This is a genomic window from Streptomyces sp. NPDC052101, from assembly GCF_040680235.1.
Classification (GTDB): domain Bacteria; phylum Actinomycetota; class Actinomycetes; order Streptomycetales; family Streptomycetaceae; genus Streptomyces.
Genome location: NZ_JBFAWH010000002.1, coordinates 48,177 through 73,272, shown reverse-complemented (window position 1 = coordinate 73,272; position 25,096 = coordinate 48,177). Strand labels below are relative to the sequence as shown.

The window sequence follows — 25,096 nt, the reverse complement described above, 5'->3', positions numbered from 1 at the left end:
CCTAGAAGCCCCTGGTCCGCTTGGCGGCCCGTCGCTTCCCGGGGGAACCGACCCGGAGGAACAGCCGGAAGACCTCCGACCCGAGATTGACCCCGATGGCGATGGCCATGGCCAGGGACGCGGCGTTGGCCAACGACACCAGCCCCTTGTCCACCTCGTTCTGCGCCATGCTCAGCAGCCCGAAATACGTGGCGGAGCCGGGCAGCAGCGGCCCGATCGCTGCCGTCGTGTACGGCAGCGCCGACGCGAACCGGTACCGCGACAGCAGCTGCCCGAACAGGCCCACCAGCCCCGCCGCCACGGCCGTGGACGCCACCGGCGAGATGTTCGCGACGTAGTGCATCGCGCCGTACACCGTCCACGCCACGCCCCCGTTGAGGGTCACCCACAGCACGGTCGACCGCTCCTGCTGGAGCAGCACCGCGAAGGTCAGCGACAGCAGCATGGAGGCCGCGATCTGGATCACCGGGCGCTCGTTGATGATGAGCGCCGCGTCCGGGTTCAGCTTGCCGCCGACCTTCACGCCGAAGTACAGGACGATCAGCACGCCGGTGACGATGCCCACGAAGAAGTACAGAACCTCCAGCAGACGGGCCGACGCGGTGATGTAGAAGCCCGTCAGGCCGTCCTGCACGCCCGCCACCAGCGCCCGCCCGGGCAGCAGCGCGAACAGCCCACCGGTGACGACGGCGGCCGCCTTCACATCGACGTGCGCCAGCGCGAACGCCACCCCGATCGCCGCGGGCGGCATCGCGGCCACCGTGAACTGGTAGAACTCCGGCAGTCCCCGCCCCGCGCACAGCCAGGCCAGCCGGTCGCCGAGCATCGCGCCGAGGGCCGCCGCGATGAACACGATCAGGTCACCGCCGACCAGGATGGAGGCCGCACCGGCCAGCAGCCCGCTGGCCAGGGTCAGCGCCCAGCCGGGATAGGGGTGCCGGTTACGGCGTATCTCCGCCAGCCGCCGGTAGGCCTCCTCCAGCGAGACATGTGTCTCCGGGTCGGTCAGGTCGTCCACCAGCCGGAACACGGCCGCGAGCCGCGTGTAGTCGGTGCCCCGCCGCCGTACCGTCCGCGACGCCGTCACCGGGTCCTCCACCAGCGACGGCTGGTGCGAGATCGACAGCAGCGTGAAGGTGACGTTCGGCTCGCAGCGGTCCAGGCCGTAGGAACGGCACACCGCGAACATCGCGGCCTCCACGTCCTCGGCGCCCTCGCCGCCGGCCAGCAGCAGCTCCCCGATACGCAGGGTCAGGTCGAGGACGCGCGGGACGGCCGGGCCGCCCTCCTCCTCGCGCTGCACGTGCTCCGGCGCGGGCCGCTCGGCCACCGGCATGCGCAGCATCGTGCGCATCCGGTCCTGCCAGGGCGCGTCCTTGACCAGGCTGACCAGCGGCACCCCGGTGGCCGGGGTGAACGCCGCCAGGGTGTCCCCTGCGCTGTAGGTGCGCGGCAGGGTGAACGCCGACCCCTCCGGTTCGGTGCTCGGCGGCTCCGGCGTCTGCAGCCCCTCGGGGAGCGCGAACTCGGACGTGGTCTCCGGCTCGGCGAGCGTCCTCGGGACAGCGAGACCCTCGGGAATGGCGAACTCGGACGTGATCTCCGGGTCGTACCGCGCCTCGTCCGACCGGGGCTTGCGGTCCTCCGCCTCCGTCACCTCGCACCGCTCCCTGTACGACACCTTCCACTGGCCTCAGTATGCGCACGGATACCCGAACGGGCCGCACGCGTGTGCGTACGGCCCGTTCGAAACAAGACGTGAGGGGGCGCTCAGTGGCCGCCCTGCTCCTCGAAGCGCTTGTACGACCGCTCGATCTCCGCCTCGGCGTCCGTACGGCCCACCCAGTTGGCACCCTCGACGGACTTGCCGGGCTCCAGGTCCTTGTAGACCTCGAAGAAGTGCTGGATCTCCAGGCGGTCGAACTCCGACACGTGGTGGATGTCACGCAGGTGCTCCACACGCGGGTCGGTGGCCGGAACGCACAGCAGCTTGTCGTCGCCGCCCGCCTCGTCCGTCATGCGGAACATGCCGATCGCACGGCACTTGATCAGGCAGCCCGGGAAAGTCGGCTCGTCCAGGATGACCAGCGCGTCCAGCGGGTCGCCGTCCTCGCCGAGGGTGTTCTCGACGAAGCCGTAGTCGGTCGGGTAGGCGGTCGAGGTGAAGAGACGACGGTCCAGGCGGATCCGACCGGACTCGTGATCCACCTCGTACTTGTTGCGCGAACCCTTCGGGATCTCGATCGTGACGTCGAACTCCACCGGTGGCTCCTCCATGATCAGCACATAGTTCTGGTGATTAAGTGTCCCTCACGCACGTGTGTGATCGCGAAAGGGGCTGGTGGTCGTGCCAGAGCTGAGGCCTTGGCGAGCCGCGAGACCGCAGGTGGAGCGGATCGCGAACGCCGTACGACCACGTCTGGCGCGGGCCGCGACGGCTGCCGGGCCGCGTCTCGCGCGGTGGGCGCGGGCCCTGCGGCCCCGCTCCCCGCACCTGTCGCGTCCCCGGTCCGTCAGGACCTGGCAGTACACCGCGGGCGCCGCCACCGCCGGCCTCGCGCTCGCCGCCGGCGTGGTGACCGTGGCCGGCCCCTGGGACGCCAACGGTCAGCGTACGGCCGAGCGGGACCGGGCGACCGCCCTGCAGCGGTCAGGTGGCGCAGATCACGGCGGATCAGATGCGGCGGCGGGGGCGCCCCGGCCCACGCCGAGCGCCGCTCCCGTCCTGGTGGGCCTGGACGCCACGAGGAGCGCCGTTGGCACCAAGATGGCCGCCCCGGGCGGAAAGGCCTTCTCGGACGCCCTCAGGCCCCTCCTGAACGCCTCCGCGCTGGGCGGCACGCACGCGGCCGTCGTCGTCGACGTGGCCACCGGTCGGCGCGTGTACGGCGCCGACGCGGACAGGCCCCTCGCCCCGGCCTCCACCACCAAGATCGCCACCGCGGTCGCCGCCCTGTCCGCCCTGGGCCCCGACCACCGCCTCACCACCCGCGCCGCCCTCGAACCCGACACCGGCGAACTCGTCCTGGTCGGCGGCGGCGACCCCACCCTCACCGCGCACGAGAAGGCCGACGGTTGGGCCAGCCTGCGCGTACTGGCGGCGAACGCGGCGAAGGCACTCCACAAGCGCGGCATCCACAAGGTCACGCTCTCCTACGACACGACCCTCTACTCCGGCCCCGCCCTGCACCCCATCGGCGTCAACGACAACCTGGCGCCGGTCAGCGCCCTGACCGCTGACGAGGGCCGCACCGACGACTCCACCAGCGGCCCGGCGCCCCGGGTGAGCGACCCGGCGAAGGACGCGGCCGACGAGTTCGCGGGCTTCCTGGACGACGCCGGCATCACCACGACGCCCCCCGGCCCCTCCAAGGCCAGCACGCGCGCGGAGACCCTCGCCACGGTCTCCTCACCCCCGCTGTCCGCCCTGGTCGAACGGATGCTGACCAACAGCGACAACGACATCGCCGAGCACCTGGCCCGCCAGACGGCCCTCGCCAGCGGCCAGCCCGGCAGCTTCGACGGCGGCGCCAAGGCGATCTCGGCGCGGCTGACCAAGTTCGGCCTGCCGATGTCCGGCGCCTCCTTCCACGACGGCAGCGGCCTGAACCGCGACGACCGGCTCACCGCCGACCTCCTCACCGGCCTGCTGGTCACGGCCGGCGACCCTGGGCGTCCCGGCCTGCGCCCCGTCCTCACCGGCCTGCCCGTGGCCGGGTTCACGGGCACCCTGGCCGACCGCTACACCGACACCGCGGCGGGCGTCGTACGCGCCAAGACCGGCACGCTGACCGGGGTGAACACCCTCGCCGGCACCGTCGTGGACGCCGACGGCCGCCTCCTGGCCTTCGCCTTCATGGCCGCCGGCACGACGAACCCCGCGGAGGCCGAGTCCGCCCTGGACAGGACGGCGACCGCACTGGCGAAGTGCGGCTGCAGATGACCTCCCGCCCGCGCCGCGGTCCGGGCCGTACCGCCCCGCTGTCCGCGCCCGCCCCGCACCACCACCCCTGCCGAGCGCGCACGGCCTGCCTCAAGAGGTGACGGTCCCGTACGGTTGACAGCATGACTGGCTTCGGTGGCACCACATCTCCCGGGATGGTCGACTGGAACCTCGCGGTGGCGACCGCGACACGGCTCGTGCGACCGGGCCCCGACGTCAGCCGCGACGAGGCACGCGCCGTCGTCGCGGAGCTGCGCCGGCACGCGAAAGCCTCGGAGGAACACGTCCGGGGCTTCACTCGTATGGGCACCGAGGACACCCACGACACCCCGGTCCTCGTGGTCGACCGCCCCGGCTGGGTGCGCGCCAACGTCGCCGGCTTCCGCGAGATCCTCAAACCGCTCCTGGAGAAGATGCAGGAACGCCGCTCGGGCAACCCCACCAGCGCGGTTCTCGGCACTGTCGGCGGCAAGGTCACCGGCGTCGAACTCGGCATGCTGCTGTCGTTCCTGTCGTCCCGCGTCCTTGGCCAGTACGAGACCTTCGCCCCCGCCGCCCGCGACCTCCCGGCCGGCGAGAACGGCGGCGGCCGACTCCTCCTCGTCGCCCCGAACATCGTCCACGTCGAGCGCGAACTCGACGTCGAACCGCACGACTTCCGCCTCTGGGTGTGCCTGCACGAGGAGACCCACCGCACGCAGTTCACGGCCGTGCCCTGGCTGCGTGACCATCTGGAGGGCGAAATCCAGTCGTTCTTGGCGGAGACCGACGTCGACCCGATGACCTTCCTGGAGCGCATCAGGGAAGCCGCCCAGTCCCTCGCCGGAGGCCGTCCCGAGGGCGAGGAGGACGACGGCGGCCGCTCCTTCGTCGAGCTGGTGCAGACCCCGGCCCAGCGGGAGATCCTCGGCCGCCTCACCGCCGTGATGTCCCTGCTGGAGGGGCACGCCGACTACGTCATGGACGGCGTCGGACCCAGTGTCGTACCGACCGTGGCGGAGATCCGCGAGAAGTTCCAGCAGCGCCGCGCCAAGGGTGCCTCCCGCCTCGACCTCGCCCTGCGCAAGCTGCTGGGTCTGGATGCCAAACTGAGGCAGTACCGGGACGGCGAGAGGTTCGTGCGGGCCGTCGTCGAACAGGTCGGCACCGATGGCTTCAACCGCGTGTGGACCTCGCCCAACACCCTTCCCACCAAGGCCGAGATCGCCAAACCGGCGGACTGGGTCGCGCGGGTGCACCGCAAGGCCGAGTCGTGAACGGCATGGACACGTCGTGAAATGAATCCGGCCTGCGGCAGGCGAACGCCCCTCCAATCACCCGTCCGAGGGACCGTGAGCCATGCGTAGGCGTGCAATGCTCGGGGAACCGCCCGGTTCTGTCACCATCTACACACTCTGAGTGACCGACTCGGGTTCACCCCCCGAAAACTTCATGAAGGGAACCGGACATGGGTCCCCATCCTGCGGTCGCGGCGATACGCCTGGCGGTCCGCCGCGTCCTCCACGACATCCTCAACGACCACCACACCTCCTGCCTGCCCGGCCGGCAGGCCTCCGGCGAGCGCCCGGACCGGACAGCCGAGCGGCTCCCCTCCCCGCTCGTGCTCGTCGCGTGCTCCGGCGGCGCCGACTCCATGGCCCTCGCCTCCGCCCTCGCCTTCGAAGCGCCCAAGCTCGGCGTCCGCGCCGGGGGCGTCACCATCGACCACGGCCTTCAGCCCGGCTCCGGCCTCCGCGCCGACGAGGTCGTCCTGCGCCTGCGTGGACTCGGCCTCGACCCGGTCGAGTCGGTCGCCGTGAGCGTCGGCCGCGACGGCGGCCCCGAAGCAGCCGCCCGCGACGCCCGCTACGCCGCCCTCGACGCCGTCGCCGAACGCCACGGCGCCGGCGCGATCCTGCTCGGCCACACCCGCGACGACCAGGCCGAAACCGTCCTGCTGGGCCTCGCCCGCGGCTCCGGCATCCGCTCCCTGTCCGGCATGGCCGCGGTCTCGGGGGCCGACGGCCGTTACCGGCGGCCCTTCCTCGCGCTCGACCGGCAGACCGCCCGCAAGGCCTGCATGGTCCAGTCCCTCCCGGTCTGGGACGACCCGCACAACACCGATCCCGCCTACACCCGCTCCCGGCTCCGGCACGAAGGCCTGCCCGCCCTGGAGAAGGCCCTCGGCAAGGGAGTCGTGGAGGCGCTCGCCCGCACCGCCCAGCTCTCCCGCGACGACGCCGACGCCCTCGACGCCTGGGCCAGCCAGGCCGAGGCCTCCGTACGCGACGCCACGGGCCTGCTGGAATGCGCCAAGCTCTACGCCCTCCCGCCCGCCGTACGCCGCCGGATCCTGCGCCGCGCGGCCATCGAGGCCGGTGCACCGGCCGGTTCGCTGTTCGCCCGCCACATCGAGGAAGTCGACCGTCTGATCACCGGCTGGCGCGGCCAGGGAGCCATCAATCTCCCGGGCAGAGTCGTCGCGCAGCGCCAGGGTGGCAGACTGGTGATTCGGCAAGGCTGAATCCCGACCCCGCGGAGCGACCCTCAGGCGGCCGGTTCGGGCGGCCGTGGCCGTGACCACGGCCGTAGCCAGAGGCCGTGAGCACGGCCGTAAGTGCGGGACGACCGAAAGTGATGCGGGTGGACGCGAAAGACATGGGTGCCGACCTCCAGCAGGTGCTCATCACCAAGGAAGAGATCGACGCGAAGCTGGCCGAACTGGCCGCGAAGATCGACGCGGAGTACGCGGGCAAGGACCTGCTCATCGTCGGCGTCCTCAAGGGCGCCGTGATGGTCATGGCGGACCTCGCCCGGGCGCTGTCCACCCCGCTCACCATGGACTGGATGGCCGTGTCCTCCTACGGCGCGGGCACCCAGTCCTCCGGTGTGGTGCGGATCCTGAAGGACCTCGACACCGACATCAAGGGCAGGCACGTCCTGATCGTCGAGGACATCATCGACTCCGGCCTGACCCTGTCCTGGCTGATCAACAACCTCGGCTCGCGCGAGCCCGCCTCCCTGAAGGTGTGCACGCTGCTGCGCAAGCCCGACGCGGCCAAGGTCGCCATCGACGTCGAGTGGGTCGGCTTCGACATCCCGAACGAATTCGTCGTCGGCTACGGCCTCGACTACGCCGAGAAGTACCGCAACCTGCCGTTCGTCGGTACGCTCGCGCCTCACGTCTACGGCGGCTGAGCCACTCGGCTCAAGCCTTGTAGGACGATCGGGAACCCCGGCGGGTTCCGTGCCGTTGAAGCATGCAGAGACGGGTTTCCCAGCCGTCGAAGCGACTTCGTGCGGCTTCGGACATTGATGCTGGGGTACCGTCAGAAGAACTGTCTTATCAAACTCACTATGGCAGGAGGGACGGGGCGGCACCGCTCCGTATGGATGGACGTGAAGCGATACTTCCGTGGGCCGGTCATGTGGATCGTGCTGGCCGTCCTTGCCGTGGTCGTGTTGATGCAGGTCGTCGGCTCGTCCGGCGGCTACAAGACGGTGGACACCGGCCAGGTCGTGGCGGCGATCAACGCCAACAAGGTCCAGTCGGCCAAGCTGACCACCGGTGACGAGCAGAGCATCAAGGTCACGCTCAAGGACGGCCAGAAGGTCGAAGGCAGCTCGAAGATCCAGGCGAGCTACATCGGCGACCAGGGCGTGACGATTGCCGGCACGCTGCAGACCAAGTACCAGGACAAGCAGATCCCGGACGGCTACACGGTGTCGCCGTCCAAGCAGAACCCGTTCGTCGGCGTCCTGCTCTCCCTGCTGCCGTTCGTCCTGATCGTGGTCGTCTTCCTGTTCCTGATGAATCAGATGCAGGGCGGCGGCTCCCGCGTGATGAACTTCGGCAAGTCCAAGGCCAAGCTCATCACCAAGGACACCCCGAAGACGACGTTCGCCGACGTCGCCGGCTGCGACGAGGCCGTCGAGGAACTCCACGAGATCAAGGAGTTCCTGCAGGAGCCGGCCAAGTTCCAGGCCGTCGGCGCCAAGATCCCCAAGGGCGTGCTGCTCTACGGCCGCCCGGGTACCGGCAAGACCCTGCTCGCGCGTGCCGTCGCCGGCGAGGCGGGCGTCCCCTTCTACTCGATCTCCGGTTCCGACTTCGTCGAGATGTTCGTCGGTGTCGGTGCCTCGCGAGTCCGTGACCTGTTCGAGCAGGCCAAGGCGAACGCCCCGGCGATCGTCTTCGTCGACGAGATCGACGCGGTCGGCCGCCACCGCGGCGCCGGCCTCGGCGGTGGTCACGACGAGCGTGAGCAGACCCTGAACCAGCTGCTCGTCGAGATGGACGGCTTCGACGTCAAGGGCGGCGTCATCCTGATCGCCGCTACCAACCGGCCCGACATCCTTGACCCGGCACTGCTGCGCCCCGGCCGCTTCGACCGCCAGATCGCGGTCGACCCGCCGGACCTGCAGGGCCGCCTGGAGATCCTCAAGGTCCACCAGAAGGGCAAGCCGGTCGCGCCCGACGTCGACCTGTCCGCCGTCGCCCGCCGCACCCCGGGCATGACCGGCGCCGACCTCGCCAACGTGCTGAACGAGGCCGCGCTGCTCACCGCCCGAGGCGACCAGAAGCTGATCGACAACAGGGCGCTGGACGAGGCGATCGACCGCGTGGTCGCGGGCCCGCAGAAGCGGACCCGGATCATGTCGGACAAGGAGAAGAAGATCACTGCGTACCACGAGGGCGGTCACGCCCTGGTCGCGGCGGCCTCGCCGAACTCCGACCCGGTCCACAAGATCACGATCCTGTCCCGCGGCCGCGCCCTCGGCTACACGATGGTCCTGCCGGACGAGGACAAGTACTCGACCACCCGCAACGAGATGCTCGACCAGCTCGGCTACATGCTGGGCGGCCGCGCCGCCGAGGAACTGGTCTTCCACGACCCGACCACCGGCGCCGCGAACGACATCGAGAAGGCCACCAATCTGGCCCGCGCGATGGTCACCCAGTACGGCATGACCGAGCGGCTCGGCGCCATCAAGTTCGGCGGCGACAACAGCGAGCCCTTCCTCGGCCGTGAGATGGCTCACCAGCGCGACTACTCGGAAGAGGTCGCCGCGCTGGTCGACGAAGAGGTCAAGAAGCTCATCGAGAACGCGCACAACGAGGCCTGGGAGATCCTGGTCGAGAACCGCGACGTGCTCGACCAGCTCGTCCTCCACCTGCTGGAGAAGGAGACCCTGGGCAAGGAGGAGATCGCCGAGATCTTCGCCCCGATCCACAAGCGCCCGCCGCGGCCCGCGTGGACCGGCTCCTCCCGCCGCACCCCCTCCACCCGCCCGCCGGTGCTCTCCCCGAAGGAGCTGGCACTGACCAACGGTGCGAACGGTGCGACGGCGGCGATCAGCACGGTCAAGTCCACGGCCGCGGAGTCGGCCCCGGTGACGGACCAGACTCCGGAGGACCGCCCGGAGAGCTGACCGCTTTCGGCCAACCGGCCCGGAATGAACGCCGCGTCCCCCAGGTTTTAGCCTGGGGGCGCGGCTTTCTTATGTCCGCAACATGAACGTGTGGCCGCCGCCACGCGTGAAGGCACAGGAACGAGGAACCAGATGACCGACCCCGTGACACTGGACGGTGAGTGCCGCATCGGCGAGTTCGACGAGAAGCGCGCCGAGAACGCCGTACGCGAGCTGCTGATCGCGGTCGGCGAGGACCCGGACCGTGAGGGCCTGCGGGAGACCCCGGCGCGGGTGGCACGGGCGTACAAGGAGATCTTCGCGGGCCTGTGGCAGCAGCCCGAGGACGTCCTGACGACGACGTTCGACCTGGGACACGACGAGATGGTCCTGGTGAAGGACATCGAGGTGTACAGCACCTGTGAGCATCATCTGGTGCCGTTCCGGGGAGTCGCGCACGTCGGATACATCCCGTCGACGTCCGGGAAGATCACCGGTCTGTCCAAGCTGGCCCGGCTCGTGGACGTCTTCGCGCGCCGTCCTCAGGTGCAGGAACGTCTCACGACGCAGATCGCCGACTCCCTGATGAAGATCCTGGAGCCGCGAGGCGTGATCGTGGTCATCGAGTGCGAGCACATGTGCATGTCCATGCGCGGCATCCGCAAGCCGGGGGCGAAGACCATAACGTCGGCCGTGCGGGGGCAGCTGCGGGACGTGGCCACGCGGAACGAGGCGATGAGCCTCATCATGGCGCACTGACCGGGTGACGCCGGATGCCCGCGCCGTGACGCCGATGCCTTCGCCGGGCGCCGGCGGTCAGGCCACCGGCTCCGCCCCCGGGTGGTTCTGGTCGTCGTCCTCCGGGAGCTTGCACACCCGCTCCAGGAACAGGGCCGCCGCTATCACGCCGATCCCCGCAAGGACCGAGAAGCCGGCGTAGATGGCCTGGTCGCGGCGGGCGGGGATGTCGAGCAGTTCCAGCAGGAAGACGCCCGTGCCGCCGTACATACCGGCGACGAGCGCGGCGACCAGGGCGCTGGCCTGGCCGAAGACGACCGCGCGGGCGGCCATCAGCGGGTCGACGCCCTTCGCGCCGGGCCGGCGCTCGCGCTGGGCCTTGAAGCGGGCGCGCAGTGAGAGTGCCGTCGAGAGCAGGACCATCGCGATCAGGGCGAGCACGATGGGTGCGGCCAGGGGGACGCTGGGGAGGGTCCCGATCGAGTTCCAGAGGCGGGCGCCCGCCCAGGACAGGACGCCGGCCACGACGAACACGCCGGCCAGCACCCTGATACGCAGCTCTCTCACGGTGTCCCTTCAGCTCCCCCGGACCGGTCCGGACTGCGGTCGTGTCGACCTTGTCGTCTTGACCTTAACGACTACTCGGGCAGTCGGAGTTCCAGGTCCTCGCGGGGTTCGACGCCCGCGCGGGTGAGGGCCGACAGCAGTTCGGCCACCGCGCCGCGGCCGGGCAGCTGGGCCTGCGGGTCCACGTCATGCCACGGCGCGAGCACGAAGGCGCGCTCATGGGCACGCGGGTGGGGCAGCGTGAGCTGCGGGTCGTCGGAGGTGACGTCGGCGTAGGCGACGATGTCGACGTCCAGGGTGCGCGGGCCCCAGTGCTCGTCACGGACGCGTTTGAACGCCTCCTCGATGGCGTGCGCCCGCTCCAGCAGGGAGGCGGGGGGCAGGGTGGTCTTGAGGGCCACGACCGCGTTGAAGTACGACGGCTGGCTGCCTGGCTCGACGCCCCAGGGCTCGGTCTCGTACACCGGGGAGACGGCCTTCACACGGACACCGGGGGTGTCCTCTAGCGCGTCGACGGCGCCCTGGAGGGTCTCCAGGCGGTTGCCCAGGTTGGCACCGATGGAGATGACGGCCCACTGAGGGTTGTGCAGGGTGGTGTCGGCGGCGTCGACCTTCTCGACGACCGAGGCGGGCACCGGCTGGACGGTCGGGTCGCTGTGACCCTGGAGGAAAGGTCGGGTCATACTCGGCTCCGGGTGATGGTGACGGTCACGTCGTCGAAGGGGACGGTGATCGGCGCGTCCGGCTTGTGCACATGGACCTCGACCTCCAGGACCCCTTCGTGCTTCAGGCAGGTCTGGGCGATCCGCTCGGCGAGGGTCTCGATGAGGTTCACCGGCTCACCCTCGACCACGGCCACGACCTCTTCGGCCACGACGCCGTAGTGCACGGTCTTCGCCAGGTCGTCGTCGGCAGCGGCCGGCCGGGTGTCCAGCCCCAGGACGAGGTCGACGATGAAGGTCTGGCCCTCCTCGCGCTCCTTGGGGAACACACCGTGGTGCCCGCGGGCCTTGAGGCCGCGCAGCGCGACACGATCCACGCGAATCACTCCTGCAATCGTCGGGAAGCACCGGTCCGTACCACGTGCGGGCGGTACACCGGCCTCAGACGAATCTACCTGCGGGCACTGACAAAGCCGGGTTGCGGGGCGCGGGCCCGGACCGGGACCACGAGGGTTCATCTCGCGTTTCCCGAGGGAAACCCGGCGGTGTCATGGGTTGGTAGCGGCTCCTACCCCGGGGTAGGTGATTCCAACCACTTCTTGGTCCCAGTGGAACCGTCCGTCCGCTCAGCCGAGGGGTTCGTCGTCCGGATCCACGCCGTTGACGCCGTCCACACCGGCCTCGCCGTCCTCGTCATCACTCTCCGCCAGGACGGGGGAGGCGTGGTGCGACCAGAGCTTCCAGCCGGATGGGGTGCGCCGGAACACGTTCGTGGCGACGACGAGCTGGCCGACCAGCGGTCCCAGCTCCGAGCCGTCCTTCGGGGCGGGGCCACCGCTGAGGATGTTCTCGGTGCAGGTCACGAGGGCCGTGTCGCCGGTGACGGAGACATGCACATCGGTGAGGAAGAACTGGATGTAGTCGGTGTTGGCCATGATCAGGGCGTACGACCTGAGGACCTCGCCGCGGCCGGTGAGCACCGGCCAGCCGGGGTGGACGCAGGAGATCACGCCGGTGTCCGCCGGGTCGTGGTACTCCTCGTCCACGCCCAGGTCGGCGGGGGTGAGCCAGAGCGAGGACAGCTCCTCGAAGTCACCGCGCTCCATCGCCTCGTAGAAGGCGGTGTTGGCGGCTTCCACCTGTTCGACGTCGGTATGAGGGGCGCTCACCGGGGTCCTTCCGCCCCGCGCTCACTCGCCTCGTCCGGCGCGTGTTCCGCCGCACGCGCCTCCTCCACGGCGCGCGCGACCCGTACGGCGTCTGCGGTGGCGCGCACCTCGTGTACGCGTACCGCCCATGCGCCGGAGTGCGCCGCGAGCGCGGAGACGGCGGCCGTGGCGGCGTCGCGCTCCCGGGCCGGCGGGGGTGCGCCGTCCGGACCGGCGAGGACGCGGCCGAGGAACCGCTTGCGGGAGGCGGCCACGAGCACCGGGTGGCCGAGGGCGCGCAGGCGGTCGAGGTGGGCGAGGAGGACGAGGTCGTGCTCGGCCTCCTTGGAGAAGCCGAGACCGGGGTCGACGACGACGCGGTCGGGAGCGATGCCGCCCGCCAGAACGGCCTCCACGCGCGTGTGCAGTTCGCCCACGACTTCGCCGACGACGTCCTCGTAGGCGCCCTTGACGTTGTCGCCCTGGAGGAAGCCGCGCCAGTGCATCACGATGAACGGGGCGCCCGCGTCGGCGACCGCCGGGATCATCGCGGGGTCGGCGAGGCCGCCGCTGACGTCGTTGACGAGGGCGGCGCCGGCCGCGAGGGCCTGCTCGGCCACGGAGGCGCGCATGGTGTCCACGGAGACGACGACGCCTTCGGAGGCGAGGCCGCGGACGACCGGGATGACGCGCCTGAGTTCCTCGGCCTCGTCGACGCGGGTGGCACCGGGGCGGGTGGACTCGCCGCCGACATCGACCAGGTCCGCGCCCTGGGCCACGAGGTCCAGCCCGTGCTTGACGGCGACGGTCGTGTCGAACCAGCGGCCGCCGTCCGAGAAGGAGTCGGGGGTCACGTTGACCACACCCATGACCGCGCACCGGTCCCATGCCGGAAGGCCGGCCACCTGGCCGCGCCCGCTGTGGTAGTTCATACGTTCAGCGTAGGCCCAGCCGAACGCCGCAAACGCGCGGCGGCCCGGGCGGAAGCCCCCGTGCTGGAGGGGGTCGGGTGTCCGCCCGGGCCGGTCCTCGGCCGCACCGCTCGGTCCCACGGTGCTCAGGTTCTCCGTACGGCGTTCAGGCCGCGCGGACGTCCCGTTCCGCCACGCCGTGCGCGCAGGGGCGCTGGGCGGCCGCCCTGCGCCGGCGCAGGAAGCGCGGGAGCGGGAGCGCGAGGTTGACGAAGCCCTCCGCCTGCATGGTGGCGACACCGATGCGGGGCAGGTCGGTGGTGGCGCGGTAGACGATGAACCGCGGCTCCCAGCGCGGCTGGAACTTGGCGTTGAACTTGTAGAGCGACTCGATCTGGAACCAGCGCGAGAGGAACACCAGCAGTCCGCGCCAGCCGCGCAGCACCGGACCGGCGCCGATCTTCTCGCCGCGCGCGAGGGCGGAGCGGAACATCGCGAAGTTCAGCGAGATCCGGGTGATGCCGAACTTCGGGGCGGCCTGGAGGGCGGCGACGATCAGCAGTTCGTTCATACCGGGGTCCGCGCTGCGGTCGCGGCGCATCAGCTCCAGCGAGGCGCCGTCCCTGCCCCAGGGCACGAAGTGCAGGATCGCCTTCAGATCGCCGTACTCGCCGGGCTCGTCGTCCTGCTTGTGCGCGGTGGCGATCAGGCAGTCGCCGTCCGCGACGTCGCCGATGCGGCCGAGCGCCATGGAGAAGCCGCGCTCGGTGTCGGTGCCGCGCCAGTCCTCCGCCGCCCGGCGGATGCGCTCCAGTTCGCCGTCGCTGAGGTCACGGATGCGCCGCACCCGGGTTTCGTAGCCGGCTCGCTCGATGCGCTTGACCATTTGTCGGACGTTGCGCATCGCGCGTCCGGCGAGCGAGAAATCCGCGACCTCCACCACCGCCTCGTCGCCCAGTTCCAGGGCGTCCAGGCCGGTCTCGCGGGTCCACACCTCGCCGCCCGTCTCCGAGCAGCCCACGACGGCGGGCGTCCAGGAGTGCGCCTTGGCCTCGTCCATGAAGCGCTCGATCGCGCCGGGCCAGGCCTCGACGTCGCCGATGGGGTCGCCGCTGGCGAGCATCACGCCGGAGACGACGCGGTAGGTGACCGCCGCCTTGCCGCTGGGGGAGAAGACGACCGCCTTGTCGCGGCGCAGGGCGAAGTGGCCGAGCGAGTCGCGCGCGCCGTGCTTCTCCAGCAGGGCCCGCAGCTGGGACTCGTCCTGCTCGGAGAGGCGGGCGGCCGGGTGCTCGGGGCGGAAGGCCAGGTAGATGGTGGTGACGGCGGTGATCCAGCCGAGGGCGCCGAGGGAGAAGGCGACGGTCCAGGTCGTGTTGCCCTGGTAGTCGACCGGCCCCTCGAAGCCGAACAGGCCGTAGACGACATGGGTCAACCGGTCGGCCAGGCTCGGGTCGCCGATCGTCCGGTGCGGGTGAACGCTGACGATCACGAGTCCGAGGACCAGAGAACCGGCACTCATAAGTACGAAGTTGGTAAGAGCACGCCACCTGCTGCGCGGGTCCGGCAGGGCCGCGAACTGGTCTCGGTGGAGCACCAGCGGCACGAGCAGCGCGACCGCGATGAGCACGCCGATGATCGAGTGCCGGTACGCGAACTGGGCCGCCGCGCCCGCCGGGAGCAGCGCCACCGCGGCCCGCCACGCCCTGCGCTTGCGCCGCTTGAGACCATGCGCGAGCAGCAACAACAGCACGCCGGCGCTCAGCGCGAGCGCCGCGGCGAAGGGCCCGAACGAACCCGGCAGCACCTCCGCGATAGCGTGCATACGGCTGTGGCGGAAGCGCGGGAACACACCCGCGGCAATGTTCAGGACACCCACGAGGGCGGCCGCCCGGCTGACGAGGGCGGGGACGGCCTCGGGGCGCGGGCCGTGCAGTATCCGCCGCGCCCGGCTTGATCGGCTCGGAACCTCGCCCGACATTTCCCCATCTATCCTGACAGACATCGCATCCCGTAGTTCTGCGAGAGACCTTGAACCCGGGCCCGATCGGGCATCCGGCGACATTGCGCCCTCTAGGACGGTGTCTCGGGGAGAGAGGTTCACTCCCCACCGGAAAGTCGGGTCAAAGGCCAAGGAAAGCCTCGGGCAAGCTCTCGCGACGATGTGCGGGCGGGTGCCGGGCGGAAAGCGCAGGCAGGTAACAGCCCATGGGTCTCACAAGCAACAAGGTGCTGGTGCTGGCGATCGTCTTCGCCGCAGTTCTGTTCGTCGGAACGGTGTGGCTTTGGCCACGCCTCGCGCGGCAGAGCTGGCGGACCATCAGCGGACGGGTCGGCCTGATGCTCGCCACTCAGCTGGCGATCTTCTCGTCCGTGGGCCTCGCCGCCAACCAGGCTTTCGGGTTCTACGCCAGCTGGGCCGACCTGTTCGGCCAGGAGACCGACCAGGGCATCGTCGTCGACCACTCCGCGAACGGCAGCACCGGCGGTCCGATACAGGTGGTCTCCTCGACCGGCGTCCCGGGCGTGCGCGGCAGCAGCCCGCAGCTGTCCGGACAGATCCAGAAGGTCGACATCGTCGGCCGGACCAGTCACATCGCCACGCCGGCCTTCGTCTACCTGCCGCCGGAGTACTTCCAGCCGCAGTACCGCACGCGTACGTTCCCGACGGCGGTCGTCCTGACCGGCTACCCGGGGACGTCGCAGGCGCTGGTGGACAAGCTGCGCTATCCGCACACGGCACAGCAGCTGGCCAAGGACGGGCGGATGCAGCCGATGATCCTGGTGATGCTGCGGCCGACCGTGGCGCCGCCGCGGGACACCGAGTGCGTGGACATCCCGGGCGGGCCGCAGACGGAAACGTTTTTCGCCAAGGATCTGCCGGAGGCCGTCCTCGCGCACTACCGGGTCGGCAAGCGGCCTGGCAGCTGGGGCATCATCGGCGACTCCACAGGCGGCTACTGCGCGCTCAAGATCGCCATGCACCACCCCAACGTGTACGCCGCCGCCGCGGGCCTGTCGCCGTACTACAAGGCGCCGATCGACCCCACCACCGGTGACCTCTTCCATGGCGACAAGACCCTGCAGAATCGTGCCGACCTGCAGTGGTTCCTCAAGCATGAGCAGGCGCCGGACACCTCGCTGCTCGTCACCAGCAGCAAGGTCGGCGAGCACAACTACAAGGACACGCTGAAGTTCATCGCGCGCGTGCAGGCCACGAATGTGACCCGGATCTCGTCGATCATCCTCGACAGCGGCGGCCACAACTTCAACACCTGGCGGCGCGAGATCCCGCCGACCCTGCAGTGGATGAGCGGACGCCTCACCGACCACTGAGCCGCCGTACCCCCGACGCCCCGTGAAGCCGGTGATGTGGCCGTGTTTTTACGGGGCGGGGGCCCACGATTCGCCTACGCGCGGTAAGTTTCTGGCCATGCCACGTGGACGCCACCGCCATTCCCCACCTCTGCACCGGCTGTTGCCTCCGTCGGCGATCGCCGGTGTCTCCGTCGTCTGTGCGCTGGGTCCATGGGCGTTCTCCGAGGCCACGGTGTTGCGCGCCCTGGCCGCTGCCGCCGCCGCGACGGCCGTCGTCGGCGCGGTCGTGATGCGCCGCTGGGACACCCAGGCGGGCAAGCGGGTCGCCGAACTCATGCGCGCGCGTGCCGGCGACGAATGGCGGTACGAGGAGCGGGTCGCCGAACTGGAGACCGACCTGGAGGAGTCGCGCGAACTGCGCACCAAGCTGGAGCAGCGGCTGCGCGCCAAGCGCGCGGAGCTGGCCGGCCTGCGCAACGAGCACGCGGCCCTGCTGCGCCGGTACGCCACGGCGGAGACCGAGCGCGCGACCGCCCTGGAGGGACGCCGGCTGCTGGAGATCGAGGCGGCCGTCCCCTCGTCCCTGCCCGCGCTGCCGCCCGCACGTCGCGCCGAGCCGGAGCCGGCCGAGACGAAGACCGAGGCCGCCGGAGCGGACGTCGAGGACTCTGGAGACGCTGGGCAGGCTGGGGGCGAGCCGGCGGCGTACGCGGTGTTCTCGCCCGAGGGCGCACGGCTGTACCGGCGGGCCCTGACGGCCCTGGCCCGGTTCGGCGGCGAGGCTTCGGCCGAGCCCGTGCCGGCGGCCGCGGAGACGGCCACGCCCGAGGACGACGAAGCCGGGGCTCCCGAGGCCGCGTCTTCCGAGACCGCGGTTTCCGAGACCGCGGTTTCCGGGACGGCGGTTTCCGGGACGGCGGCTTCCCGGGACACGGATCCGAAGCCGGTGACTGTTGAGGTCTACGCCGATGTCGACTCTGACACCGATGTCGACGCGGTCGAGGCCGATGCGGGAGCCGTCCCGCCGGGCAGGGCGGATGTGCGCAGGTCAGGTGCGGGTGACGCCGATTCCGTCGTCCGTCCGGAACGGACCGCGGAGATCGCCGGAAACGTTTCCGGAGAAGGCACCCGGGACGGCGCCGGAGACGGCGCGGCCGTAGGCGTGACGGACGGCGCCGGTGACCTTCGGAGCGAGGCCGGTGCCCCGGCCGCCCAGGAGGACGAGGCGCAGGGGCAGCCGGTGGCGGCCGACGGGCACGCGCGTGCGGCCGCCGCCTCCACGACACCGGGCGAGCCCGCGGGGCCCGTGGGCCGGCCGCCCGCCGGGCACTTCACCGTGCCGACCGCGGTGGCCGTCGTACCGGCCGCGCCCGCGCGACGCCCGGTGGTCGAGGGCGGTTTCGACTTCTTCGGCACCCAGAAGGACGCGCCGAAGACCGCGCTGGACTCCGTGCAGAACGAGGACCTCGCCGACGTCGTCGGCCAGGAGGCCCTCGCCGTGCACAAGGCGGAGGCCGAGGCCGGGTTCAAGCCCGCGGGCGGGCAGGCGCACGGCGTCGGCCAGGTCATCGACCTGACCGCGCACGACGAGACCGAGCAGATCGACGTCCAGGGGCTGCGCAGCGCGGCTTCCTGAGACTCACCAGGCACAGGGCCCGGCTTCCCGCACAGGGAGCCGGGCCCTGTGTCATCCAGACGTCATCCAGCGGTCGGGGCGGGCGTCCCGGCGGCCCGTACGGGACCTCTCCGCCTGGGCGTGCAGCAGCCGCGAGGCCTCCTGGGCGTCCCGCAGACGGGCCGTCACGGTCTTGCCGGCCCCGGTGTCCACATGGACCTCCGCGAGCCGCCAGAGGCGCTGCCAGGGCCCCTGGGTCAGCCGCACGCTCTGCACCTTGGCGTGCGGGACCAGGGAGAGCCTGCGACGCAGCAGGCCGTGCCGGGTGGCGAACACCGTGCCGGTGACCGCGAGGCGGTGGCCGCGCCACCACACCGGCACGCACCAGCGGGCCCGGCGCGGCGGCCGCGACAACTCCTGAGGCACCGTCACGCCGTGCAGTACGCGCGCGACGACCGACTCGGCGATCGGGCGCGGGGCGACCGGCACCAGCACCGAGTTGGCGGACCCGGCCACGTCCAGTTCCACCCGCACCCAGCCGAGCCGCCGCCACAGCAGCGGCTCCACGAGGCGCACGGTCTGCACCCGGCCGGGCGGGACCGTCTCGTGCGTACGGTCGAGCAGCCCGTGGTCGATGCGCAGTCCGTCCGGTGACTCGCTGACCTTCCAGTCGAACTCGCCGGCGAACCGTCCCGCGCTGCTCGCGCCGGCCGCGCCGAACAGCGGGAGGGCGGTGGCGAGGACTGTCCACAGGTTGTGGGTGGCGAGCCACAGCACGGTCGGTACGACGAGCGCGGCGCACAGTGAGCCCCAGGTGGCGCCCGTCAGCGCCAGGGAGAGCGCCAGCGCGCGTGGGGGCACGCGCAGCAGTTCCTGCGCCGGCGCCTCGCCGACTTCGCGCGCCGTCTCGGGCGCGAAACCCGCCGCGCGCGCGAGCAGCTCCGCGCGCAGGGCGCGTGCCTCCCGCTCGCCCAGGAAGGCCAGTTCGTCCTTGTCGTCGGCGCCCACGACGTCGATCCGCAGCTTCGCGACGCCCGCCACGCGCGCGAGGAGGGGGCGGGAGACGTCCACGGCCTGGATGCGCTCCAGCCGGATGTGCGCGGTGCGCCGGAACAACAGACCGGTCCGTATGCGCAGTTCGCTGTCGGTGACCGCGAAGTGCGTGAACCACCAGGACAGGAAGCCGTAGAGGCCGGCCACCGGCACCAGCACGGCGAGCCCCAGCAGCAGCACGGTGGTGGTCAGCCGCGCCAGCTGCTCCTGCGTCCCGCTCGGGTCGTGCACCGCCCACCCGGCGAGTACGGCGATCGGCGCCCAGGCCCGCCGGAAGGGCGTGACGGGATGCAGTCGGCGCTCGACCACGCCCGCACGCCCCGTGGCGCCTATGCCCGCTGCGCTGTCCGCTGCGCCCGCCTGGCCCGCCTCGTCCGCGGCGCCCATGGCGTCACCGTGGTCCCGGGGCGTCACAGGCCCGCCGATCGCGCCTCGCCCAGCTCGGTGAGCCGGTCGCGCAGCCGTTCCGCCTCGGCCGGATCCAGGCCGGGGATGGTGGCGTCGGTCGCGGCGGCCGCCGTGTGCAGTTGCACGGTCGCCAGCCCGAAGCGGCGCTCGATCGGGCCGGAGGTGACCTCCACCAGCTGCATCCGCCCGTACGGCACCACCGTCTCCTCGCGCCACAGGACACCGCGGCTGATCAGCAGGTCGTCCGCGCGCTCGGCGTAGCGCCACGAGCGCCAGTTGCGCTCCACCAGCCTCCAGCACCCCGCGGCGAGCACCGGCGGCAGCAGCGCGAAGGCCGCCCACGCGGGCCCCGCGAGCAGGCCCAGCGGCAGTCCGGTGGCGACCGCGAGCACCGCCGCCCACACGGCGATCAGCAGCCGGCGCACCCGCACCAGAGCGGGCCGCAGCCCCCGCCACACCAGCTCGTCGCCCGGTATCCCGGTCTCCTCCGGGCTCCCCGTTTCCATGGGCCCAGCGTACGTAGGGGAAACTGGGGCCATGACTCCTACGACGGAGACCACGGTCGGGATCGGCGGCGCCGCGGAGAGCACCGACATGGTGCTCAACATCGGGCCTCAGCACCCGTCCACGCACGGCGTGCTGCGGCTCAAGCTCGTGCTGGACGGAGAGCGCATCGTGCGCGCGGAGCCGGTGATCGGCTATATGCACCGCGGCGCCGAGAAGCTCTTCGAGGCACGCGACTACCGGCAGATCATCGTGCTCGCCAACCGCCACGACTGGCTGTCGGCGTTCTCGAACGAGCTGGGCGTGGTCCTCGCCGTGGAGCGGATGCTCGGCATGGAGGTGCCCGAGCGGGCGGTGTGGACGCGCACGCTGCTCGCCGAGCTGAACCGCGTGCTGAACCACCTCATGTTCCTCGGCTCCTATCCGCTGGAGCTGGGCGGCATCACCCCGGTGTTCTACGCGTTCCGCGAGCGCGAAGTGCTCCAGAACGTCATGGAGGAGGTCTCCGGCGGCCGCATGCACTACATGTTCAACCGCGTCGGCGGCCTCAAGGAGGATCTGCCGGCCGGCTGGACGGCACGCGCGCGTGCCGCCGTCGCGGCCGTGCGCTCGCGCATGGACGTCTTCGACGACCTGGTGCTCGGCAACGAGATCTTCCGGGGGCGCACGCGCGCAGTGGGCGTGCTCGCGCCGGAGACCGTGCACGCCTACGGCGTGAGCGGGCCCATCGCGCGCGCCTCGGGCGTCGACTTCGACCTGCGCCGTGACGAGCCGTACCTGGCGTACGGCGACCTCCAGGACACCCTGGAGGTCGTCACCCGGAGCGAGGGCGACTGTCTCGCCCGCTTCGAGGTGCTCCTGGCGCAGACCCACAACGCGCTCGACCTCGCCGACGCCTGCCTGGACCGGCTCGCCGAGCTGCCGCCCGGGCCGATCAACCAGCGGCTGCCGAAGGTGCTGAAGGCGCCCGAGGGACACACCTACGCGTGGACCGAGAACCCGCTCGGCATCAACGGCTACTACCTGGTCAGCAAGGGTGAGAAGACGCCGTACCGGCTGAAGCTGCGCTCGGCCTCGTACAACAACATCCAGGCGCTGACCGAACTGCTGCCGGGGACGCTGGTGGCGGACATGGTGGCGATCCTGGGCTCGCTGTTCTTCGTGGTCGGCGACATCGACAAATAGGCCGGGCGCGGGGGAGGAACCGGTCGGTCAGGCGAGCGGGTCCGGAATTCCAACCGGCTGGACCAGCCAGCCGAAGTCGCCGAAACCGCCCGGGGCGGTCAGCTCGGCGGCCTCCCCGGCGCTCGCGAGGGCGCGCACATAGGCGGAAGGGTCCTTGGAGGCCAGCGCGAGCGGGGGGCGCGCGCCGGTGAGGTCCAGGGCACGCAGAGCGGCGCGCTGCGTGAGAAGGCGCGCGGAGGACAGAGTGCGTGCGGTGTCCGCGAGCGAGTGCGCCGTGCCAGGAGCCGTGCGCGTCGCGTCCCGGGGCGCGCCCGAGTTCGTATGCGCCGTGGTAGCCGTCGCGCACGCGTCCAGCGCGACGTGCGCCGTGATGTCACACGATCCGTCCGGCACGGGCGCCGTCTCGCGCCCCTCCCGGAACCCGGTGAGCGTCCCGAACGGGGGGCGCGTGTCGACGGTGTGCGCGTAGTCCACGGCCACCGCGAGTCCGCGCACCACCCGGTCCACCGCCGCCGCCCACGCCAGGTCCCGGGGCAGCCCGATCTCCGCGCGCAGCCCTTCCTCGGCGGCCAGCGGCCACCACCGGGCGAGCCAGTCCGCGTCCGCGCCGGTCACCGGCTCGCCGAGCCGCTCGGTGCCGTCGTCGGCGACGAGCACCAGCCGGGGCACCCCCGCGGGGTCGACCTCGGCGACGTCCACGGGCACGTTGTCCAGCCACTCGTTGGCGAACAACAGCCCTGTGACGACGGCCGGGGGCGTGTCCAGCCAGGTGATCCGTTCGTCCAGTACGGCGGGGCGGTCGGCGAGATCGACGGCGTACGCGCGCGTGCGGGCGGCCACCTCGGCCGGCAGGGCGGCCAGCACTCCGGTGACCAGCTCGCCGCGCCCCGCCCCCATGTCGACGAAGTCCAGCGCCGAGGGCCGCCCCAGCGCCTCGTCGACCCGGCACAGCAGCCGGGCCACGGCCCGCGCGAACAGCGGGGAGGCGTGCACGGACGTACGGAAGTGGCCGGCCGGGCCCTCCGGGCGCCGGTAGAAGCCGCCGGGCCCGTACAGCGCCGCCTCGGTCGCCGCACGCCAGCCGCGCCGCCCCGTTCCGTCGCACCGGCCGTGTCCGCCGGGGGCGGCGCCGTGCCCGTCGCCGGCGGGCGGTTCCGCTCGCGGTGCCGTCTCATCCGTCACCGGAACAGACTAGGCGCACAGATGATCACTTCCTCCACCTTGCGGAGTACGCGCGCCGGACGGGGATCGGTCCTCCGGTTGACCCCTGCACGCATCAGGTTTCCCTACTCTGGGTTACGTGCAGCGCCTCTATGACTTCCTCCGCCGCCACCCGACCTGGGTCGACACCTTCTGGGCCGTCGTCCTGTTCGGGCTGTCCGGGCTGAGCGTGGTCAGTCTCGACGGGGTGGCCGGTCACCACGGGACGCTCGCCGCGGGAATGGCCGTGTCCGCTGTCCTGAGTGTCGTGGTCGCGCTGCGCCGCCGTTACCCGGAGCCGATGCTGCTGCTGGCTTTCGCGACCGGGCTGGCCCAGCTGGTCCTGGACGTCGAGACGACCTTCGCCGACGTCGCCATGCTGGTGATCACCTACACGGTTGCCACGATGGGCGCGCGCTGGGCCTCCCGACTCGCGCTCGCCGTCAGCTTCTGCGCGGCGGCCCTTGCGCAGATCCGCTGGCCGGACATCCACTCCAGCTTCGCCGGGCAGATCGCGATCGTGGTCTTCCAGACGGTGCCGTTCGTGCTCGCCTGGGTGCTCGGTGACTCCATGCGCACCCGGCGCGCCTACTTCGCGCAGCTGGAGGAGCGCGCGGCCCGCCTGGAGAAGGAGCGCGAGGCGCAGTCGAAGGTCGCGGTGGCCGCCGAGCGCGCCCGTATCGCGCGCGAGCTGCACGACGTGGTCGCGCACAACGTGTCGGTGATGGTGGTGCAGGCGGACGGCGCCGCCTACGTCCTCGACGCCGCCCCCGACCAGGCCAAGAAGGCCCTGGAGACGATCTCCTCCACCGGCCGTCAGGCCCTCGCCGAGATGCGCCGCCTGCTGGGCGTGCTGCGTACCGGCGAGCACCAGGAGGGCGGGGAGTACGTCCCCCAGCCCGACGTCGAGCAGATCGACGACCTCATCGAGCAGTGCCGCAGCTCCGGCCTTCCGGTCGACTTCAAGGTCGAGGGCACCCCGCGCCCGCTGCCCAGCGGGGTGGAGCTGACCGCGTACCGGATCGTGCAGGAGGCGCTCACCAACACCCGCAAGCACGGCGGGCCCAACGCGGGCGCGAGCGTGCGGCTGGTCTACTTCGACGACGGGCTCGGCCTGCTCGTCGAGGACGACGGCAAGGGCGCGCCGCACGAGTTGTACGAGGAGGGCGGCGCGGACGGCCAGGGGCATGGCCTGATCGGTATGCGCGAGCGGGTCGGCATGGTCGGTGGCACCCTGGACGCCGGGCCGCGCCCGGGCGGAGGATTCCGCATCAGTGCCCTGCTCCCGCTCAAACCGGCGCACTGACGCAGCCGCGCGCCCCCCGTTGACACCTGTAACACCCTCGCTCTGAAGCCACACCCACCGTCCCGAACGAAAGAGGCCCGATGACGATCCGCGTGATGCTCGTCGACGACCAGGTGCTGCTGCGCACCGGATTCCGGATGGTGCTCGCCGCCCAGCCGGACATGGAGGTCGTCGCGGAGGCGGGCGACGGCGTCGAGGCCCTGCAGGTGCTGCGGTCCACGCCCGTCGACGTCGTCCTGATGGACGTCCGCATGCCGAAGCTGGACGGCGTGGAGACCACGCGGCGGATCTGCTCCGAGCCCAACCCGCCCAAGGTGCTCATCCTGACCACGTTCGACCTGGACGAGTACGCCTTCTCCGGGCTGAAGGCGGGTGCCTCCGGCTTCATGCTCAAGGATGTGCCGCCGGGCGATCTGCTGGCCGCGATCCGCTCGGTGCACAGCGGCGACGCGGTCGTGGCGCCCTCCACCACCCGGCGTCTGCTGGACCGCTTCGCGCCGATGCTGCCCTCCTCCGGCACGGAGCCGCAGCACAAGGAGCTGGAGCGGCTCACCGACCGGGAGCGCGAGGTGATGGTGCTGGTCGCACAGGGCCTGTCCAACGGTGAGATCGCGGCGCGGCTGGTGCTGAGCGAGGCGACGGTGAAGACCCATGTGGGCCGCATCCTGACCAAGCTCGGCCTGCGCGACCGCGTGCAGGTGGTGGTGCTGGCCTACGAGACCGGGCTGGTCCGCGCAGGCGGACACGGCTGAGCCCGGAGCGCCGAGGCGCCACACAGGTTCCTCGCGGGCATGGTTGAGGCCGGCTTCAGCGAGGCAGCGGCGCATGCTCGTGGCGGGCATGGCTGAGCCAAGCTGCCGTGGACCGTCAGCGCAGGCATGGTGCGCGCGGGTATGGCAGGGATCGGCCGCAGGGGGGTGCGCGTCTGCGCGGGTTTCTGGCGGGTGTGTCTGAGGGTTGGCCTCCGCGAGGCAGCGGCGCATGCTCGTGGCGGGCATGGCTGAGCCGGGCCGTTGTGGACCGTCAGCGCAGGCATGGTGCGTGCGGGTGTGGCAGGGATCGGCCGCAGGGGGGTGCGCGTCTGCGCGGGTTTCTGGCGGGTGTGTCTGAGGGTTGGCCTCCGCGAGGCAGCGGCGCATGCTCGTGG

General features: G+C 71.5%; 22 protein-coding genes. 11 read left to right on the top strand and 11 right to left on the bottom strand.

The features are described from left to right. Position 1 precedes the first annotated feature (1 nt). Positions 2-1,657 (bottom strand): threonine/serine exporter family protein, encoded by a 1,656-nt coding sequence (locus tag AB0L75_RS04000; protein ID WP_365175047.1) that lies wholly within the window; start codon positions 1,655-1,657, stop codon positions 2-4. 113 nt (positions 1,658-1,770) lie between these two features. Continuing rightward, complete coding sequence (locus tag AB0L75_RS03995) at positions 1,771-2,262, bottom strand: inorganic diphosphatase (protein ID WP_053656495.1); 492 nt, start codon at positions 2,260-2,262, stop codon at positions 1,771-1,773. A 79-nt stretch (positions 2,263-2,341) separates the two neighbouring features. Between AB0L75_RS03995 and dacB the strand changes: the two genes are divergently transcribed. From dacB to folE, 6 genes are all read left to right on the top strand, one after another. Next, entirely contained in the window at positions 2,342-3,943 is a 1,602-nt protein-coding gene (gene dacB / locus AB0L75_RS03990; protein WP_365175043.1) for a D-alanyl-D-alanine carboxypeptidase/D-alanyl-D-alanine-endopeptidase, read from the top strand. A 122-nt stretch (positions 3,944-4,065) separates the two neighbouring features. Next, positions 4,066-5,199, top strand: a complete 1,134-nt coding sequence (locus AB0L75_RS03985; protein WP_365175040.1) for a zinc-dependent metalloprotease — start codon at positions 4,066-4,068, stop codon at positions 5,197-5,199. A gap of 191 nt (positions 5,200-5,390) precedes the next feature. Next, positions 5,391-6,446, top strand: coding sequence for a tRNA lysidine(34) synthetase TilS (gene tilS / locus AB0L75_RS03980; protein WP_365175037.1), 1,056 nt, complete (start codon positions 5,391-5,393; stop codon positions 6,444-6,446). Between the two features lie 113 nt (positions 6,447-6,559). Beyond that, a complete protein-coding gene (hpt, locus tag AB0L75_RS03975) occupies positions 6,560-7,120 on the top strand; it encodes a hypoxanthine phosphoribosyltransferase (protein ID WP_184975300.1) in 561 nt (186 codons plus the stop codon). A gap of 195 nt (positions 7,121-7,315) precedes the next feature. After that, positions 7,316-9,355 carry an ATP-dependent zinc metalloprotease FtsH gene (gene ftsH / locus AB0L75_RS03970; RefSeq protein WP_365175035.1) on the top strand — a complete coding sequence of 680 codons (2,040 nt, stop codon included), beginning with the start codon at positions 7,316-7,318 and terminating at the stop codon, positions 9,353-9,355. A 132-nt stretch (positions 9,356-9,487) separates the two neighbouring features. Then, the gene (gene folE, locus AB0L75_RS03965) at positions 9,488-10,093 is read left to right on the top strand and encodes a GTP cyclohydrolase I FolE (RefSeq protein WP_365175032.1); all 606 of its coding nucleotides are present in this window, start codon (positions 9,488-9,490) and stop codon (positions 10,091-10,093) included. A gap of 57 nt (positions 10,094-10,150) precedes the next feature. Here the strand turns inward: folE and AB0L75_RS03960 are convergent, their stop codons facing one another. The 6 genes from AB0L75_RS03960 to AB0L75_RS03935 form a co-directional block, all read right to left on the bottom strand. Continuing rightward, positions 10,151-10,639, bottom strand: a complete 489-nt coding sequence (locus tag AB0L75_RS03960) for a DUF3180 domain-containing protein (RefSeq protein ID WP_365175030.1) — start codon at positions 10,637-10,639, stop codon at positions 10,151-10,153. A gap of 71 nt (positions 10,640-10,710) precedes the next feature. Further along, complete coding sequence (gene folK, locus AB0L75_RS03955; RefSeq protein WP_365175027.1) at positions 10,711-11,322, bottom strand: 2-amino-4-hydroxy-6-hydroxymethyldihydropteridine diphosphokinase; 612 nt, start codon at positions 11,320-11,322, stop codon at positions 10,711-10,713. Further along, positions 11,319-11,678, bottom strand: a complete 360-nt coding sequence (gene folB / locus AB0L75_RS03950) for a dihydroneopterin aldolase (protein ID WP_365175024.1) — start codon at positions 11,676-11,678, stop codon at positions 11,319-11,321. Before folB ends, folK begins: the two co-directional genes overlap by 4 nt. 249 nt (positions 11,679-11,927) lie before the next feature. Beyond that, on the bottom strand, positions 11,928-12,470 hold the full coding sequence (locus AB0L75_RS03945; protein WP_365175022.1) for a nuclear transport factor 2 family protein: 543 nt from the start codon (positions 12,468-12,470) through the stop codon (positions 11,928-11,930). Beyond that, the gene (folP, locus tag AB0L75_RS03940) at positions 12,467-13,381 is read right to left on the bottom strand and encodes a dihydropteroate synthase (protein WP_365175020.1); all 915 of its coding nucleotides are present in this window, start codon (positions 13,379-13,381) and stop codon (positions 12,467-12,469) included. The genes AB0L75_RS03945 and folP overlap by 4 nt, the downstream gene beginning before the upstream one ends. Before the next feature lie 145 nt (positions 13,382-13,526). Then, on the bottom strand, positions 13,527-15,341 hold the full coding sequence (locus AB0L75_RS03935) for a phosphatidylglycerol lysyltransferase domain-containing protein (RefSeq protein ID WP_365175017.1): 1,815 nt from the start codon (positions 15,339-15,341) through the stop codon (positions 13,527-13,529). 227 nt (positions 15,342-15,568) lie between these two features. On the opposite strand from AB0L75_RS03935, the gene AB0L75_RS03930 reads away from it, so the two are divergent. Both AB0L75_RS03930 and AB0L75_RS03925 read left to right on the top strand, forming a co-directional pair. Next, entirely contained in the window at positions 15,569-16,696 is a 1,128-nt protein-coding gene (locus AB0L75_RS03930) for an alpha/beta hydrolase-fold protein (RefSeq protein WP_365175014.1), read from the top strand. Positions 16,697-16,793: 97 nt separating this feature from the next. Further along, positions 16,794-18,314: a hypothetical protein gene (locus AB0L75_RS03925; protein WP_365175011.1), complete on the top strand. Its 1,521-nt coding sequence runs from the start codon at positions 16,794-16,796 to the stop codon at positions 18,312-18,314. Between the two features lie 51 nt (positions 18,315-18,365). Here AB0L75_RS03925 and AB0L75_RS03920 read toward each other — a convergent pair whose 3' ends face one another. Next, positions 18,366-19,733 carry a PH domain-containing protein gene (locus AB0L75_RS03920; protein ID WP_365175008.1) on the bottom strand — a complete coding sequence of 456 codons (1,368 nt, stop codon included), beginning with the start codon at positions 19,731-19,733 and terminating at the stop codon, positions 18,366-18,368. 23 nt (positions 19,734-19,756) lie between these two features. Next, on the bottom strand, positions 19,757-20,260 hold the full coding sequence (locus tag AB0L75_RS03915; protein ID WP_365175006.1) for a PH domain-containing protein: 504 nt from the start codon (positions 20,258-20,260) through the stop codon (positions 19,757-19,759). A 31-nt stretch (positions 20,261-20,291) separates the two neighbouring features. Between AB0L75_RS03915 and AB0L75_RS03910 the strand changes: the two genes are divergently transcribed. Then, on the top strand, positions 20,292-21,443 hold the full coding sequence (locus AB0L75_RS03910; protein WP_365175003.1) for an NADH-quinone oxidoreductase subunit D: 1,152 nt from the start codon (positions 20,292-20,294) through the stop codon (positions 21,441-21,443). A gap of 27 nt (positions 21,444-21,470) precedes the next feature. Here the strand turns inward: AB0L75_RS03910 and AB0L75_RS03905 are convergent, their stop codons facing one another. Next, positions 21,471-22,499: an SAM-dependent methyltransferase gene (locus tag AB0L75_RS03905; protein WP_365176439.1), complete on the bottom strand. Its 1,029-nt coding sequence runs from the start codon at positions 22,497-22,499 to the stop codon at positions 21,471-21,473. A 244-nt stretch (positions 22,500-22,743) separates the two neighbouring features. Between AB0L75_RS03905 and AB0L75_RS03900 the strand changes: the two genes are divergently transcribed. Further along, on the top strand, positions 22,744-23,949 hold the full coding sequence (locus AB0L75_RS03900; protein WP_365175001.1) for a sensor histidine kinase: 1,206 nt from the start codon (positions 22,744-22,746) through the stop codon (positions 23,947-23,949). Positions 23,950-24,029: 80 nt separating this feature from the next. Beyond that, positions 24,030-24,701 carry a response regulator transcription factor gene (locus AB0L75_RS03895; RefSeq protein ID WP_365174999.1) on the top strand — a complete coding sequence of 224 codons (672 nt, stop codon included), beginning with the start codon at positions 24,030-24,032 and terminating at the stop codon, positions 24,699-24,701. The last annotated feature ends 395 nt before the right edge of the window (positions 24,702-25,096 follow it).